The sequence below is a fragment of the Streptomyces sp. SID14436 genome, from assembly GCF_010548465.1.
Taxonomy (GTDB): domain Bacteria; phylum Actinomycetota; class Actinomycetes; order Streptomycetales; family Streptomycetaceae; genus Streptomyces.
In genome coordinates this window covers 1-15,688 of sequence record NZ_JAAGMD010000654.1, presented here as the reverse complement: position 1 = coordinate 15,688, position 15,688 = coordinate 1, and the positions used below count along the sequence as shown (strand labels likewise).

The 15,688-nt window shown below is 71.5% G+C and carries 15 protein-coding genes; 10 read left to right on the top strand and 5 right to left on the bottom strand.

Annotated features, from left to right (window positions below; all coding sequences use genetic code 11):
* From G3I53_RS23150 to nuoN, 8 genes are all read left to right on the top strand, one after another.
* Positions 1-313, top strand: a 313-nt coding sequence (locus G3I53_RS23150) for a molybdopterin dinucleotide binding domain-containing protein (protein ID WP_275406520.1), incomplete at its 5' end; no start/stop codon positions are given.
* Positions 310-1,686, top strand: coding sequence for an NADH-quinone oxidoreductase subunit NuoH (nuoH, locus tag G3I53_RS23145; RefSeq protein ID WP_164336002.1), 1,377 nt, complete (start codon positions 310-312; stop codon positions 1,684-1,686). The genes G3I53_RS23150 and nuoH, both read left to right, overlap by 4 nt.
* Positions 1,679-2,320, top strand: coding sequence for an NADH-quinone oxidoreductase subunit NuoI (nuoI, locus tag G3I53_RS23140; RefSeq protein ID WP_164336000.1), 642 nt, complete (start codon positions 1,679-1,681; stop codon positions 2,318-2,320). The genes nuoH and nuoI overlap by 8 nt, the downstream gene beginning before the upstream one ends.
* Positions 2,317-3,156: an NADH-quinone oxidoreductase subunit J gene (locus G3I53_RS23135; RefSeq protein WP_164335998.1), complete on the top strand. Its 840-nt coding sequence runs from the start codon at positions 2,317-2,319 to the stop codon at positions 3,154-3,156. Before nuoI ends, G3I53_RS23135 begins: the two co-directional genes overlap by 4 nt.
* Positions 3,153-3,452 (top strand): NADH-quinone oxidoreductase subunit NuoK, encoded by a 300-nt coding sequence (nuoK, locus tag G3I53_RS23130; protein ID WP_003974374.1) that lies wholly within the window; start codon positions 3,153-3,155, stop codon positions 3,450-3,452. The genes G3I53_RS23135 and nuoK overlap by 4 nt, the downstream gene beginning before the upstream one ends.
* A gap of 14 nt (positions 3,453-3,466) precedes the next feature.
* Entirely contained in the window at positions 3,467-5,458 is a 1,992-nt protein-coding gene (gene nuoL, locus G3I53_RS23125) for an NADH-quinone oxidoreductase subunit L (RefSeq protein WP_164335996.1), read from the top strand.
* 5 nt (positions 5,459-5,463) lie between these two features.
* Positions 5,464-7,035, top strand: a complete 1,572-nt coding sequence (locus tag G3I53_RS23120) for an NADH-quinone oxidoreductase subunit M (protein ID WP_164335993.1) — start codon at positions 5,464-5,466, stop codon at positions 7,033-7,035.
* Positions 7,032-8,681: an NADH-quinone oxidoreductase subunit NuoN gene (gene nuoN / locus G3I53_RS23115; protein ID WP_164335991.1), complete on the top strand. Its 1,650-nt coding sequence runs from the start codon at positions 7,032-7,034 to the stop codon at positions 8,679-8,681. Before G3I53_RS23120 ends, nuoN begins: the two co-directional genes overlap by 4 nt.
* 92 nt (positions 8,682-8,773) lie before the next feature.
* Here nuoN and G3I53_RS23110 read toward each other — a convergent pair whose 3' ends face one another.
* From G3I53_RS23110 to G3I53_RS23095, 4 genes are all read right to left on the bottom strand, one after another.
* Positions 8,774-9,589, bottom strand: coding sequence for a hypothetical protein (locus G3I53_RS23110; RefSeq protein WP_164335988.1), 816 nt, complete (start codon positions 9,587-9,589; stop codon positions 8,774-8,776).
* 91 nt (positions 9,590-9,680) lie between these two features.
* The gene (locus G3I53_RS23105; protein WP_164335986.1) at positions 9,681-10,622 is read right to left on the bottom strand and encodes an SCO2521 family protein; all 942 of its coding nucleotides are present in this window, start codon (positions 10,620-10,622) and stop codon (positions 9,681-9,683) included.
* Between the two features lies 1 nt (position 10,623).
* Positions 10,624-11,568, bottom strand: coding sequence for an SCO2522 family protein (locus G3I53_RS23100; RefSeq protein WP_164335984.1), 945 nt, complete (start codon positions 11,566-11,568; stop codon positions 10,624-10,626).
* A gap of 27 nt (positions 11,569-11,595) precedes the next feature.
* On the bottom strand, positions 11,596-12,399 hold the full coding sequence (locus G3I53_RS23095; RefSeq protein ID WP_343239633.1) for an SCO2525 family SAM-dependent methyltransferase: 804 nt from the start codon (positions 12,397-12,399) through the stop codon (positions 11,596-11,598).
* A gap of 133 nt (positions 12,400-12,532) precedes the next feature.
* On the opposite strand from G3I53_RS23095, the gene G3I53_RS23090 reads away from it, so the two are divergent.
* Together G3I53_RS23090 and recQ are read left to right on the top strand one after the other, a co-directional pair.
* Positions 12,533-12,979, top strand: a complete 447-nt coding sequence (locus tag G3I53_RS23090) for an N-acetyltransferase (protein ID WP_164335980.1) — start codon at positions 12,533-12,535, stop codon at positions 12,977-12,979.
* A 124-nt stretch (positions 12,980-13,103) separates the two neighbouring features.
* Positions 13,104-15,095, top strand: a complete 1,992-nt coding sequence (gene recQ / locus G3I53_RS23085; protein WP_164438732.1) for a DNA helicase RecQ — start codon at positions 13,104-13,106, stop codon at positions 15,093-15,095.
* A 52-nt stretch (positions 15,096-15,147) separates the two neighbouring features.
* Here recQ and G3I53_RS23080 read toward each other — a convergent pair.
* Positions 15,148-15,688: M56 family metallopeptidase (locus G3I53_RS23080; RefSeq protein WP_164438731.1), on the bottom strand; the 541-nt coding region annotated here is incomplete at its 5' end.

The following is a 15,688-nucleotide window of genomic DNA, read 5'->3' as shown; positions in this document are numbered from 1 at the left end:
GCTCGACCAGGGCCTGCTCCAGCAGGGCGACGAGGCGCTCGCCGGCACCCGGCACGCCGCACGCGCCCGCGTGTCGGCCGCCACGGCCGCCGAGGCGGGCGTCAAGGACGGCGACCTGCTCGCGGTCACCGGCACCGCCGGGACGGTCGCCCTGCCGCTGGCCGTCACCGAGATGCCGGACCGCGTGGTGTGGCTCCCGCTGAACTCGGCCGGCGGCGGCGTCGCCTCCGACACCGGGGCGCTGCCCGGATCCCTCGTCCGCATCGGCCCGGCGACCGGCGCCGGCGAGGCCCCCCAGGAGGTGGAGGCATGATGTACCTCTCCGCCGAAGACCTCTCGATGTTCGGCCGCGACCCCTGGTGGCTGGTCGTCGTCAAGGCGGTGTTCTGCTTCGCGTTCCTGATGGTGACGGTGCTGATCGCCATCGTGATGGAGCGCAAGTTCGTCGCCTGGATGCAGCGGCGCATCGGCCCCAACCGGCACGGCCCCTGGGGCATGCTCCAGTCGCTCGCCGACGGCGTGAAGCTGATGCTCAAGGAAGATGTCGTCGTCAAGCGCGCCGACAAGGCGGTCTACATCCTGGCGCCGATCGTCGCCGCCATCCCGGCCTTCATGGCGATCGCCGTGATCCCCTTCGGGCCGGCGGGCAACGAGATCTCCATCTTCGGCCAGCGCACCACGATGCAGCTCACCGACCTGCCGATCGCGATGCTCTACATCCTCGCGGTCGCCTCGATCGGCATCTACGGCATCATGCTGGCGGGCTGGAGCTCCGGCTCCACCTATCCGCTGCTGGGCGGTCTGCGCTCGTGCGCGCAGATGATCTCCTACGAGATCGCGATGGGTCTCGCCTTCGCCTCCGTCTTCCTCTACTCGGGGTCGATGTCGACCTCGCAGATCGTCGAGCAGCAGACCGACCGCTGGTACATCCTGCTGCTGCCCATCTCCTTCATCATCTACATCGTCACGATGGTCGGGGAGACCAACCGCGCCCCGTTCGACATGCCGGAGTCCGAGGGCGACCTGGTCGGCGGCTTCAACACCGAGTACTCGTCGATCAAGTTCGCGATGTTCATGCTCGCCGAGTACATCAACATGGTGACCGTCTCGGCCGTGGCGACCACGCTCTTCCTGGGCGGCTGGCGGGCCCCCTGGCCCATCAGCACCTTCTGGGAGGGCGCCAACCACGGCTGGTGGCCGCTGCTCTGGTTCGTTCTCAAGGTCCAGATGCTGCTGTTCTGCTTCGTCTGGCTGCGCGGCACGCTCCCGCGGGTGCGCTACGACCAGCTGATGAAGCTGGGCTGGAAGGTGCTCATCCCGGTCGCCCTGGCCTGGCTGATGCTCGTCGCCACCGTGCGCGCGCTGCGCAACGAGAACGTGGGCTTCAGCGACATCGCCCTCTACATCGGCGGCGCGGTCCTCGCCCTGCTGCTGCTCTCCTTCGTCGCGGACCTGTTCCGCGACAAGGCCAAGCGGGCGGAACAGGCCGCCGCCGAACCCCCGGCCGCGTTCGACCCGATGGCGGGCGGATTCCCCGTGCCCCCGCTGCCCGGACAGGAACTGCCGCCGGTGCCCCGCCGCCGTCCCCGCCGGGAACGGGAACTGATTGTCAGTGGTGGGCCCGACACTCAGAGTGACGAATCTCTGGGCGGATCTACGGATGGAAAGGAGGCGTCCGATGGCTGAGGAGCCCAAGGAGACCAAGCCCGGTTTCCTGAACCCCGTGGCCGGCTTCGGCGTGACCTTCAAGGCCATGTTCAAGAAGCGGCTCACCGAGCAGTACCCCGAGCAGCAGAAGACCACCGCTCCGCGCTTCCACGGACGGCACCAGCTCAACCGTCATCCGGACGGCCTGGAGAAGTGCGTCGGCTGCGAGTTGTGTGCCTGGGCCTGTCCCGCCGACGCGATCTACGTGGAGGGCGCGGACAACACCGAGGAGGAGCGCTACTCGCCGGGCGAGCGGTACGGCCGCGTCTACCAGATCAACTACGCCCGCTGCATCCTGTGCGGCCTGTGCATCGAGGCGTGCCCCACGCGCGCGCTCACGATGACCAACGAGTTCGAACTGGCCGACTCCAGCCGCGCCAACCTCATCTACACCAAGGAGCAGCTGCTCGCCGGTCTGGAGGAGGGCATGGTGGACAGCCCGCACGCCATGTACCCGGGCACCGACGAACAGGACTACTACCGGGGCCTGGTGACCGAGGCCGCGCCCGGCACGGAGCGCCAGGTCGCCCACTCGAAGGGGGAGGTCGTCCAGGAGGCCGACTCCACGTTCGGCCCGGACGAACCGGCGTCGGAGCAGGTGATCGGCCGATGACCCAGCTCGCCGCCTACACCACCTCCACCGGCGAGGCCGTCCAGTTCTGGATCCTGGGCACGATCGCGGTGATCGGCGCCCTGTGCACCGTCTTCATGAAGCGGGCCGTGCACAGCGCGCTGTGCCTCGCGGGCACGATGATCATCCTGGCGGTCTTCTACCTCGCCAACGGCGCCTACTTCCTGGGCGTCGTGCAGATCGTCGTCTACACCGGCGCGGTCATGATGCTGTTCCTGTTCGTGGTGATGCTGGTCGGCGTCACCGCGGCGGACTCCCTGAAGGAGACCATCAAGGGCCAGCGCTGGCTGGCCCTGCTGTGCATGGCCGGCTTCGGCATCCTGCTGATCGGCGGCATCGGCAACGCCTCCCTCACCGAGTTCAACGGCATCGGCGCGGCGAACGCGGGCGGCAACGTCGAGGGCATCGCCGCCCTCCTGTTCACCCGTTACGTGTTCGCCTTCGAGATCACCGGCGCCCTGCTGATCACGGCCGCCGTCGGCGCCATGGTGCTCACCCACCGGGAGCGCACCGAGCGCGCCAGGACCCAGCGGGAGCTGGCCGAGCAGCGGGTCCGCGAGGGCACGTACCTCCCGCCGCTGCCCGCCCCCGGCGTGTACGCGCGGCACAACGCCGTGGACATCGCCGGCCTGCTGCCCGACGGCACGCCCTCCGACCTCACGGTCAGCGCCACGCTGCGCGAGCGGGGCCAGATCCGTGACGTGTCGCAGGAGGCGATGAACGATTTGCGGGCGCTGGAGCAGCGCGCGGAGGAGCGCCTGGGCCGCACGGCGATCGAGACGGCACCGTCCAAGGGGACCGAGGAGGGGCAGAAGTGAACCCGGTCAACTACCTCTACCTCGCCGCCCTGCTCTTCACGATCGGCGCCACCGGCGTACTGATCAGGCGCAACGCGATCGTGGTGTTCATGTGCATCGAGCTCATGCTCAACGCCTGCAACCTCGCCTTCGTCGCCTTCTCCCGGATGCACGGCAACCTCGACGGCCAGATCATCGCCTTCTTCACGATGGTCGTGGCCGCCGCGGAGGTCGTGGTCGGGCTGGCGATCATCGTGTCCCTGTTCCGTTCCCGCCACTCGGCCTCGGTCGACGACGCCAGCCTGATGAAGCTGTGAGGGGCTGCTGAATCGTGGAGAACCTGATTGCGCTGCTGGTGGCGGCGCCCCTGCTCGGAGCGGCGGTCCTGCTGTGCGGCGGCCGCAGACTGGACGCCGTCGGCCACTGGATCGGCACGGCCCTGGCCGGCGTCTCCTTCGCCGTCGGCCTGGTGCTGTTCACCGACCTGCTCGGCAAGGACGCCGCGGACCGCACCGTCACGCAGCACCTGTTCAGCTGGATCCCGGTGGAGGGTTTCCAGGCCGACATCGCCTTCCGGCTCGACCAGCTGTCGATGACGTTCGTCCTGCTGATCACCGGCGTCGGCTCGCTCATCCACCTCTACTCGGTCGGGTACATGGAGCACGACGAGCGGCGCCGCCGCTTCTTCGGCTTCCTGAACCTCTTCCTCGCGGCGATGCTCCTGCTGGTCCTCGCCGACAACTACCTGCTGCTGTACTTCGGCTGGGAGGGCGTCGGTCTCGCCTCCTACCTGCTGATCGGCTTCTGGCAGCACAAGCCCAGCGCGGCGACCGCCGCCAAGAAGGCCTTCCTGGTCAACCGGGTCGGCGACATCGGCCTGTCCATCGCGATCATGATGATGTTCGCCTGGTTCGGCACCTTCGCCTTCGGGCCGGTCCTCGGCTCCGAGGGGGAGCCGGGGCTCGCCTCGGCCGCCGGTGAGGGCAAGCTCACCGCGATCGGCCTGATGCTGCTGCTGGCCGCCTGCGGCAAGTCCGCCCAGGTGCCGCTGCAGTCCTGGCTCGGCGACGCGATGGAGGGCCCGACCCCGGTCTCGGCCCTCATCCACGCCGCCACCATGGTGACCGCCGGCGTCTACCTGATCGTCCGCTCCGGAGCCATCTTCAACGGCGCCCCGGACGCGCAGCTCGTCGTCACCATCGTCGGCGCGGTCACGCTGCTGTTCGGTGCGATCGTCGGTTGCGCCAAGGACGACATCAAGAAGGCGCTGGCCGGCTCGACCATGTCGCAGATCGGCTACATGGTCCTGGCCGCGGGCCTCGGCCCCATCGGCTACGTCTTCGCGATCATGCACCTGGTGACGCACGGCTTCTTCAAGGCCGGCCTGTTCCTCGGCGCCGGTTCCGTCATGCACGGCATGAACGACGAGGTCGACATGCGCCGTTACGGCGGCCTCAGGAAGTACATGCCGGTCACCTTCGTCACCTTCGGCCTCGGCTACCTCGCCATCATCGGCTTCCCGGGCCTGTCCGGCTTCTTCTCCAAGGACAGGATCATCGAGTCGGCCTTCGCCAAGGGCGGCACCGAGGGCTGGATCCTCGGCGCCTGCGCCCTGCTGGGCGCGGCCATCACCGCGTACTACATGACGCGCGTGATGCTGATGACGTTCTTCGGCGAGGAGCGCTGGCGCAACGCGCCGACGCCGTCCCCGGCCGCCCCGGACGTGGAGCCCGCGGCCGGGACGAGCGGCGAGGCTGTTTCCGGACATGCCGCTGCCGCGGCGGGCCCGCCGCACCCGCACGAGTCGCCGAAGGTCATGACGATCCCGATGATCGTGCTGGCCGTCGGATCGGTCGCCGGCGGTGCCTTCTTCAGCATCGGCGACCGCTTCCTGAACTGGCTGGAGCCGGTCACCGGGTACGACCACGGCCACTCCCCGGTCAGCGCCCTGACGGTCACGCTGGCCACGGTCGCCGTGATGGTCGTCGGTGTGGCCGTCGCCTGGGCCCAGTACGGGCGCCGCCCGGTCCCGGCGGTCGCCCCGCGCGGTTCGCTCCTCACCCGGGCCGCCCGCCGCGACCTCCTCCAGGACGACTTCAACCACGTGGTCCTGGTCCGCGGCGGCGAACACCTCACGCGCTCGCTGGTGTACGTCGACCACACCCTGGTCGACGGCGTCGTCAACGGAACGGCGGCCTCGTTCGGCGGCCTGTCCGGCCGCATGCGCCGACTGCAGAACGGCTTCGCGCGCTCCTACGCGGTCTCCATGTTCGGCGGCGCGGCGGTCCTGGTCGCCGCGACCCTGCTGATGAGGGCGGTCTGATACCGATGTCCTTTCCTCTGCTGACAGCGACGGCGGCGCTCCCGGCCATCGGGGCGATCGCCACGGCCGCCGTACCGGCCTCGAAGCGCACGGCCGCCAAATGGCTGGCCCTGCTGGTCTCGCTCGCCACGTTCGTGCTGGCGGTCGCCATCCTGGTGCGCTTCGAACCGGGCGGCGACCGCTACCAGCTCACGGAGTCGCACGCCTGGATCGCGGACTTCGGGGTCCGCTACGACCTGGCGGTGGACGGCATCTCGGTCGCGCTCATCGCGCTGACCGCCCTGCTGATCCCGTTCATCGTGCTGGCGTCCTGGCACGACGCCGACCCGCTGGAGACGGGCAGCAGGCGGTGGCGGCCGACGCAGGGCTTCTTCGCCCTGATCCTCGCCATCGAGGCGATGGTGATCCTCGCCTTCACGGCCACCGACGTCTTCCTCTTCTACATCCTGTTCGAAGCCATGCTGATCCCGCTGTACTTCCTGATCGGCGGCTTCGGGGACCGGGCGCACGAGCACGGCGAGAAGGCCGGCGCCACCCAGCGGTCCTACGCGGCGGTGAAGTTCCTCCTCTACAACCTGGCCGGCGGACTGATCATGCTGGCCGCGGTGATCGGGCTGTACATGGTCGCCGGGAACTTCTCCCTCACCGAGATCGCCGAGGCGCGGGCCAACGGCTCGCTGGAGATGGCGCAGAGCACCGAACGCTGGCTGTTCCTCGGCTTCTTCTTCGCGTTCGCGGTGAAGGCGCCGCTGTGGCCGCTGCACACCTGGCTGCCCAATGCCATGGGGGAGTCGACCGCCCCGGTCGCCGTGCTCATCACGGCGGTCGTGGACAAGGTGGGCACCTTCGCGATGCTGCGCTTCTGCCTCGGGCTGTTCCCGGAGGCCAGCAAGTGGGCGACCCCGGTGGTCCTGGTGCTGGCGGTGATCAGCATCATCTACGGGGCGCTGCTCGCGGTGGGCCAGCGCGACATCAAGCGGCTGATCGCCTACGCGTCGATCTCCCACTTCGGCTTCATCGTGATGGGCATCTTCGCGCTGACCAGCCAGGGCCAGTCCGGCGCCACGCTGTACATGGTCAACCACGGCATCTCGACGGCGCTGCTGCTGCTGGTCGCCGGGTTCCTGATCTCGCGGCGCGGCTCCCGGCTCATCGCCGACTACGGCGGGGTGCAGAAGGTGGCCCCGGTGCTGGCCGGCACCTTCCTGATCGGCGGTCTGGCGACGCTGTCGCTGCCGGGTCTGGCGCCGTTCGTCAGCGAGTTCCTGGTCCTGGTCGGCACGTTCACCCGCCATCCGGCGATCGCCGTCGTCGCGACCCTCGGCATCGTGCTCGCCGCCCTGTACACCCTCGTCCTCTACCAGCGGACGATGACGGGCCCGGTGAAGCCGGAGGTCGCGAAGCTGCCGGATCTGCGGCTGCGTGAGATCGCGGTGGTGACACCGCTGATCGTGCTGCTGCTGTTCCTGGGCGTCTATCCGAAGCCCGTCACGGACATCGTGAACCCGGCGGTGCAGCACACCATGTCCGACGTGGACCAGAAGGATCCCCAGCCCGAGGTGGAGGCGGCGAAGTGAGCTCAACAGCCATCCACAGCCTGTGGACAACGGCGGCCGAGCCGATCGCGAAGATCGACGCGCCGAAGATCGAGTACGCCCAGCTGGCGCCCACACTGATCGTGGTCGGCGCGGCCGTCGTCGGGGTGCTCGTCGAGGGCCTGGTGCCGCGGAAGTCGCGGTACTACGCGCAGATGTTCGTCACCGCGGTCGCCCTCACCGCCGCCTTCGCCGCCGTGGTGGCGCTGGCGGTCGACGGCTACGGCACGACGAAGGCGGGCATCGCGGCGATGGGCGCCATCGCCGTCGACGGCCCGGCCCTGTTCCTCCAGGGCGTCATCCTGCTGACCGCCCTGGTCGGCCTGTTCACCTTCGCCGAACGCCGGCTCGACCCGGAGGCACACGGCAACCGGGTCGACTCCTTCGCCGCCCAGGCCGCCGCCGTACCGGGCAGCGACCAGGAGAAGAAGGCGGTCAAGGCGGGCTTCACCACCACCGAGGTGTTCCCGCTCCTGCTGTTCGCGGTCGCGGGCATGCTGGTCTTCCCCGCCGCCAACGACCTGCTGACGCTGTTCGTGGCGCTGGAAGTGCTCTCCCTCCCGCTGTACCTGCTGTGCGCGCTGGCCCGCCGCAAGCGGCTCATCTCGCAGGAGGCGGCGGTCAAGTACTTCCTGCTCGGCGCCTTCGCCTCGGCGTTCATGCTGTTCGGCATCGCCCTGCTGTACGGCTACGCCGGCTCGATGTCGTACGCCACGATCGCGCAGGTCGTCGAGGGCACCGTGCAGGACGTCAGCCCGGCGCTCGCGGGCACCATGGGCAACGACGCGCTGCTGCTCGTCGGCAGCGCCCTCGTGGTGATGGGCCTGCTGTTCAAGGTGGGTGCCGTCCCGTTCCACATGTGGACCCCGGACGTGTACCAGGGCGCTCCGACGCCGGTCACCGGCTTCATGGCCGCCGCCACCAAGACGGCCGCCTTCGGCGCCCTGCTGCGCATCCTCTACGTGGTCCTGCCCGGACTGCGCTGGGACTGGCGGCCGGTGATGTGGGGCGTCGCGATCGCCACCATGCTGATCGGTGCGATCGTCGCCATCACGCAGACCGACATCAAGCGGCTGCTGGCGTACTCGGCGATCTCCCACGCGGGCTTCATCCTCGCGGGTGTCATCGCCGCCACCCCGGACGGCGTGTCGTCGGTGCTCTTCTACCTGGCGGCGTACTCCTTCGTCACGATGGGCGCCTTCGCCGTGGTCACCCTCGTCCGCGACGCGGGCGGCGAGGCCACGCACCTGTCCAAGTGGGCCGGTCTGGGCCGCCGTTCGCCGCTGGTGGCGGCGGTGTTCGCGGTGTTCCTGCTGGCCTTCGCCGGCATCCCGCTCACCGCGGGCTTCACCGGCAAGTTCGCCGTCTTCAAGGCGGCGGCGGAGGGCGGCGCGGTGCCGCTGGTCGTGGTCGGTGTGATCGCGTCGGCCATCGCCGCGTTCTTCTACATCCGGGTGATCGTCCTGATGTTCTTCAGCGAACCCCGCCCGGAGGGCCCGACCGTCGCCGTGCCGTCGCCGCTGACGATGACGGCGATCGCGGTCGGCGTGGCGGTCACGGTGGTGCTCGGCGTGGCGCCGCAGTACTTCCTGGACCTGGCCGGCACGGCGGGCGTGTTCGTGCGCTGACGCGCGCCGCCGCCCGCGCGCACACGGAAGGGGCCCGGGTCTCCGGCTGGAGACCCGGGCCCCTTCGTGCCGGGACGCCCTGGGCGGGCGCGTCACTCGCCCTTGGCCCACCACGCCTCGAAGCGGCGGCCGCGCTGCGCGGCGCGTTCACCGACGATCAGGCTCGTCTCGTAGATCCTCGACGGGTCGTTGTCCTCCGTGGTCATCTCGTAGCTGATGGCGTCGTCGAAGACCACGAAGTTGCGCACCGCGTCCCGCCGGTCCCGGGCCTCCAGGGTCGACAGGACCAGCACCCGCACGTCGACGCCGAGGCTGCGCTGGCGGTCGCGGATCTCGTCCACGTCGGCGTCCAGGTCGCCGGGTGAGTTCAGGATGATCAGACGGCGCACCCGCACGCCCCGCCGCACCGCCTCCTCCTGCGCGTCCTCGTAGCGCCACCCGAGGTCGGTCTCCCAGAAGCCGCGGTCCACGGAGGTGCTGACCGCGTCGACGGACGCGCTCGCGCAGCGGGTCAGGTTCAGCAGCCAGTCCCGGTCCTCCCCGGGGTAGTCCGCGTGATGCCCCTTGAGGTCCTCCAGCAGCTTGGCGGTGCGCCGGATCTCCCCGCGGACGAAGGCGTAGAAGAACGGGTCGCGCCCCGACTCCAGCGACGCGACGTTGCGCGCGAGCTGCCGGACCTCCTCCGCGCCGACGGGCGAGACGTCCAGTTGCGAGAACAGCAGGGCCGTCTCGTTGAACTCCGACAGGCCGCGCTCCAGACGCCGTTCGAAGTCGGCGAGCTGCTGCACGATCAGGGCCGCCCCGGCGAGGAACACCGACAGCGTGATCTTCCAGATCTCCGGCTGGTCCGTCAGGTTGGTGACGCCGTAGGTGACACCGCCGGCGAGGGCGGTCACGAACACTCTCACCAGGACATCGGGTATTCGGCGCGTGGGCCGCATGGCTTCCCCCGGATTTCGTAGCGGTAGGCGGACTGCGGTGTGCACGGCTCCGTGGCCGTCAGGGCGACGGCCGGCCCCGAGGGGGGCGCGCCGCCCGGTCTCTCACTCGCTGGGCGAGGGTCTGCCACTGCCGGGTGAACCCGGGGGTCCGCTCCAGGACCTCCCACAGCCCGGCCAGCGGCGCGGCCACCCGCGCGCCCGGCATCCACAGGTGCAGCAGGTGGTCCACGGCCGTGTGCAGGACCGTGCCCGCGGGGGCGTCGGCAGGGTGGTCGTCCAGGAGCTGGATGAGGGTGGTCAGCAGCCAGTCGTGCAGGGCGAGGTCGGCGCAGAAGGCGGCGACCTCGCGGGGCACGGCACCGTCCGGGAGCCGCAGTTCGACCGTCCGCAGCCCGTCCTCCTCCAGCGTGAAGCGCTCCAGCCGGGGCCGGTCGGCCTCCGCGGCCCGCAGCGCCACCCAGCGCAGCCGGGTGCGCGGCGCGGGCAGCGCTTCGCCGGGCTCCGGCAGCGGCTGCCGCAGCACCTCGGTGAGCAGGGACTCGGCGAGGAGCCCGGGATCCAGTCCGGTCTCCCGGCTGCCCGCCAGGAACCCCCGCGCGGTGGCCGGTTCGGGCAGTTTGCCGAGCGGTTCGGTCACCCCGGGCCGGCTGAGGTAGTGGCCCCACGGGCGCCGGGCGTCGGGCCCGGCGGCGGTCACCCCGGTGTAGGCGTTCACCTGCAGCACGTGCCCCTCCGTGACCGACGCGCAGGAGATCACCGTGCCGATGCCGCGGACCTTGCTGCCGTCGTCGGTGGGCAGGGCGCAGTCGACGCCGGTGAGCCGGGGCGGCGACACGACGTGGAGGTTCGGGCGCCGCGAGACGCGGACCGGCTCGTCGAGCCGCAGCCGCAGCAGCTCCGCCGCCTCGGCGGGGCGCAGGGCCCGGGCGGTCGGCAGCAGGCGGGTGCGTACCTCCCCGCCGAGGAGGGCGACCTGGGCCGCTTCCGTGGGGCCGTCCATGTCAGGGCCCCGGATAGAAGACGTAGGAGGTGCGGTCCGTGATCGCCTCGGGCAGGCGGACGCGTTCGCCCGCCGACCGCTCGGCCACCTGCTGGAGCGCGCCCGGATCGACCTCGATCTGGTCGAGCAGGACCAGCACGGCGTGCTCGACGGGGAGGTACCGGGACGGCAGCAGGGAGCAGGTGCGGTAGGCGGCGAAGGGCGGGGCCGCCGGGTTGAGCTGGAGCAGCGGGGGCAGGTCGTCCCAGTCCTGGGGGAAGCCGCCGCCGTCCCAGAGCCGCGGACGCAGCACCGGGCGGCCGTCGTTGCGCAGCAGTCCCAGGCGCAGCAACTGCCAGACGGCCGCCAGGAACGCGCAGGAGAAGGTCTGGCCGGGGCCTTCGCCGTCCCAGAGCTCGATGTCCAGGAAGACCGAGTGCCGCCGGGCCGCCGTCTCGTGGGGCGGCCGCCAGCCGGGAGCGGCGCCCGCCACCGGGCTGCGGCTGCCGTTGGCGATCCAGCCCGTCTCGGTGACCGGCGGGCGCACGCCGGTGCTCCCCCGGGGCGGTGACTCCACGAGGCGGTGCGCCACCGAACGGGCGAGCGGGAACCCGTCGGCCTCCGCGCAGCCGGACTCGCGGACGAGGTAGTCGATGGCCAGCCCGGCCCGTTCGGCCTCGGCGAGCAGGGCCGGGACGACGTCGGCGGGCGAGGAGAACCGGGAGAAGTAGTCGTCGACCAGGAAGCAGGTGCTCATCCGCAGCCGCTTGCCGCCCGTGTCGAGCGCGGCGGAGGCGGCGACGGCGTCCACCCACGGCCGGGCGTGCGCGAAGTGCGCCCGCAGCCGGGCCGCCCCGTAGTCGAAGTCCTCGGCGTACAGGTGGCCTATTTCGAGCGAGAGGTGGGACAGCGGAACGGCCTGGGTGCGTGGCTCCGCGGTGACCTCTCGGAAGACGGCCTCGGTCACACTTCCCCCTGAACTCGTCCGTGCGTCCTACCGGGTGGCCCGGCGCCGGCCGCAGGCCAGGATCATTCCCTCGTAGCCGTCCCGCAACGCGTGCCCCTGCCGGAAGCGCCGGATGCGCAGGCCCTCGGCGTACGGTCCGAAGGCCGCGGCCACCGTGTGCTCGTCGACGTCGCAGGACGGGTAGCGCTCCCGGCCCACGTAGTAGCAGGCCCGTGACTCGGCCATGAAGGCGGCGGCGAAGGGGGCGCCCGGGAGCAGGGAGCGGACGAAGCAGCGCACGGCCTCCTGGAAGACGGTGACCGAGGCGGTGATGGACTCGGCGGTGAAGAACATGGTCCCTATGTCCCAGCGCGCCTCGGGGAGTTCGAAGACGTCGCCCGTCTCCATGCGCGTGCTGCCCCGGAGGTGGCCGCGGGGGTCCGTGATCTCCGCGTAGGGGCTGCGGTCGCGCAGCACGTCCCAGAAGGGGTCCCAGTTGGCGCCGTAGGACTGGTCCCGGTGCAGGGTGTTGCGCAGCCAGGCCACGTTGTTCTCGGCGAAGTCGAGGAGCGTGATCTCCTTGCACCACGGCAGCAGCATCAGCGTCGGGTAGAGGTTGGCCCCGGTGCCCACGTCGATGCCGGTGAGCGGCGCGGGCAGGCCGTGGCGGCCGAAGTGCCGGCACAGGTGGTCGCGGCCGGCCCGCAGGATCGCGGCGTCCGCGGGGTGGAGCCGGAGATAGTTCTGGCGGACGTAGGCGTCCGGATCGAAGGCGTCCCAGCGGGGGGCCTCGGCCTCGACGAGGGGGGCGGTTCGTGGTTCCGCTGCTCCGTGCGTCGCGTGTCGATCCACCCGTCGAGAGTAGGGGACCGGGGCGGCCGTGTCCGGAGGTCCGCCGGACATCCTCGGGAGCACGGGGGCGCACGCGGGGAGCACACAGCGCATACGGCGGTGAGCGAGGAATCGGGAGAGGCCCATGGTGCACATGAGACCGATGAGGGAGAGCGACCTGGCCGCGCTGGCCCGCCTGGACGAGGAGCTTTTCCCGGACTGGGCCTACCCGTACTTCGTGCTGCGGCAGCTCCACGACCTCTGCGGCGCCCGGATGCTCGTCCTGGACGACGACGGCGACGGCCTCGTCGGGTACGCGGTCGCCGCCCGGACATCCGACGGACGCCGCGGCTGGGTGCTGGCCCTGGGCGTGACGCGCGGGGCGCGCGGGTGCGGCTGGGGGCGTGCACTGCTGCGCGCGTGCGTGGACGGGCTGCGGGAGGACGGCGCCGAGGAGATCCGGCTGACCGTCGAACCGGCCAACGACTCGGCGCTGGCGCTCTACCGCAGCCTGGGCTTCACCGAGGTGGAGCGGCGCGCGGACTACTACGGGAGGGGCGCGGACCGCCTGGTCCTGGCGCTCCGCCCGACGCGGCCGTGAGGGCGCTCCCCGGACGGCCGGCGAGGGCGTCCCCGCCGGGCGCCTGTGGAAAACTCCGGGCCTGTCGGCGGGGGCCCCTATCGTGGACACCGTGGTCGAGGGACGACGCACGGGGGACGGGTCGATGGGTGGGATGGGCGGTATCGCCGAGATGGCAGTGACGGAGAGCGAGGCACGGGCCACGCTGCACCGGGTGTTCGGGTACGAGACCTTCCGCGGTGAGCAGGAGGCCGTCATCGAGCATGTGGTCGCCGGCGGCGATGCCGTGGTGCTCATGCCCACCGGCGGCGGCAAATCGCTGTGCTACCAGATCCCGGCCCTGGTCAGACCGGGTACGGGGGTGGTCGTCTCCCCGCTGATCGCGCTGATGCAGGACCAGGTGGACGCCCTGCGGGCGCTGGGCGTGCGCGCCGGGTTCATGAACTCGACGCAGGACTTCGACGAGCGCCGGGTCGTGGAGGCCGAGTTCCTCGCCGGGGAGCTGGACCTGCTGTACCTCGCGCCGGAGCGGCTGCGGCTGGAGGGCACACTGGACCTGCTCTCGCGCGGCAAGATCTCCGTCTTCGCGATCGACGAGGCGCACTGCGTGTCCCAGTGGGGCCACGACTTCCGCCCGGACTACCTCATGCTGTCGCTGCTCGGCGAGCGGTGGCCGGACGTGCCCCGCATCGCGCTCACGGCCACGGCCACGCACGCCACGCACCGCGAGATCACCGAGCGGCTGGGGATGCCGGACGCGCGGCACTTCGTGGCCAGCTTCGACCGGCCGAACATCCAGTACCGCATCGTCCCCAAGGCCGACCCGAAGAAGCAGCTGCTGCACTTCCTGCGCGAGGAGCACGCCGGCGACGCGGGCATCGTCTACTGCCTGTCCCGCAACTCCGTGGAGAAGACCGCGGAGTTCCTGAGCCGCAACGGCGTGGAGGCGGTGCCGTACCACGCCGGCCTCGACGCGGGCACACGGGCCGCGCACCAGGCCCGCTTCCTGCGGGAGGACGGCCTGGTGGTGGTGGCGACCATCGCCTTCGGCATGGGCATCGACAAGCCGGACGTGCGGTTCGTCGCCCACCTCGACCTGCCCAAGTCGGTCGAGGGCTACTACCAGGAGACCGGCCGCGCGGGCCGTGACGGCCTGCCCTCGACCGCGTGGATGGCCTACGGGCTGAACGACGTCATCCAGCAGCGCAAGCTGATCCAGTCCGGCGAGGGCGACGAGGCGTTCCGCCGCCGGGCCGCCCAGCACCTGGACGCGATGCTCGCCCTGTGCGAGACGGCCCGCTGCCGGCGCGGTCAGCTCCTCGCCTACTTCGGCCAGGAGCCCGGCCGGGAGAGCTGCGGCAACTGCGACACCTGCCTGACCCCGCCGGAGACCTGGGACGGCACGGTCGCGGCCCAGAAGGTGCTGTCCACGGTGGTGCGGCTGCAGCGGGAGCGCGGGCAGAAGTTCGGCGCGGCGCAGATCGTGGACATCCTGCTGGGCCGGCGGACGGCCAAGGTCATCCAGTTCGACCACGACCAGCTGTCCGTGTTCGGCATCGGCGAGGAGCTCGACGAGGGCGAGTGGCGGGGCGTGGTCCGCCAGCTGCTGGCCCAGGGCCTCCTCGCCGTCGAGGGCGACTACGGCACGCTGGTGCTGACCGAGGCCAGCTCGGCGGTGCTGCGGCGCGAGCGGGAGGTGCCGCTGCGCAAGGAGCCGAAGCGGCCGGCCACGGCGAAGGCGCGCGGCGGAGCCTCGGGCTCCGGGCGGGGCGAGCGCCGGGCCCGGGCCGCCGCGGAACTGCCCGAGGAGCTGGTCCCGGTCTTCGAGGCGCTGCGCGCCTGGCGCGCGGAGCAGGCCCGCGAGCAGGGCGTCCCGGCGTACGTCATCTTCCACGACGCCACGCTCCGGGAGATCGCCACCGCCCGCCCCACGTCGGTGGCCGAGCTCGGCGGGATCGGCGGGGTCGGCGAGAAGAAGCTGGCGACCTACGGCGAGGGGGTGCTTCAGGTGCTGGCCGCGGTGTCCGGAGGGCCGGACACGGCCGCTTCCGCGCCGCCGGACAGGGCCGCGGCCGACGCCTCCGACCCGGCCGGCGTCTGGCCCGAGGAGGAGCCGGAGCCCGACCCCTGGGCGTGACCCCCGGGCAGGGCCCCGCGCGTGCTTCCGGGGCAACGGGGCCCGGCCGGGGCTACGGCAGCGCGGTCAGGCCCGGCGCGAAGGTGATCAGCAGGGGCAGCAGGGGCACCAGCGCCGCCGCGGTCGTCGTCATGGCGCGGTGCCGGCGGCCGAGGCGGGGCGGCGGCTGGAGCAGGCGGTCGACGCGCTCGCCGAGCAGGCGGTGACTGGAGGCGCAGGACAGCACACCGCGGTGCTGGTTCAGCTCGATCAGCGCCAGCGCCGTCGTCAGGTGACCGCAGCGGCGCGAGGCGGTGTCGTCGGCGGCCAGCTCGACCAGGCGGTGGGTCTGGTCGCAGAAGTGCGCGAACAGCGGGATGCGCGGGAACCCGGTGGCGAGCGCGGTGGACAGGTGCAGCAGCCAGTCGTGGCGGGCCCGGGCGTGACCGCGCTCGTGGGTGAGGACGGCGTCGAGCTGGTGGTCGGTGAGGCGGTGCAGCGCGCCGGTGGTGACGATCAGCCGTGCCGGGCTGCCCGGCATCCACCAGGCGTCGGGGTACTCGTCCTCCAGCACCAGCAGCGGGCCCCGGCCCCGGGGCAGCCCGGCGGGCAGG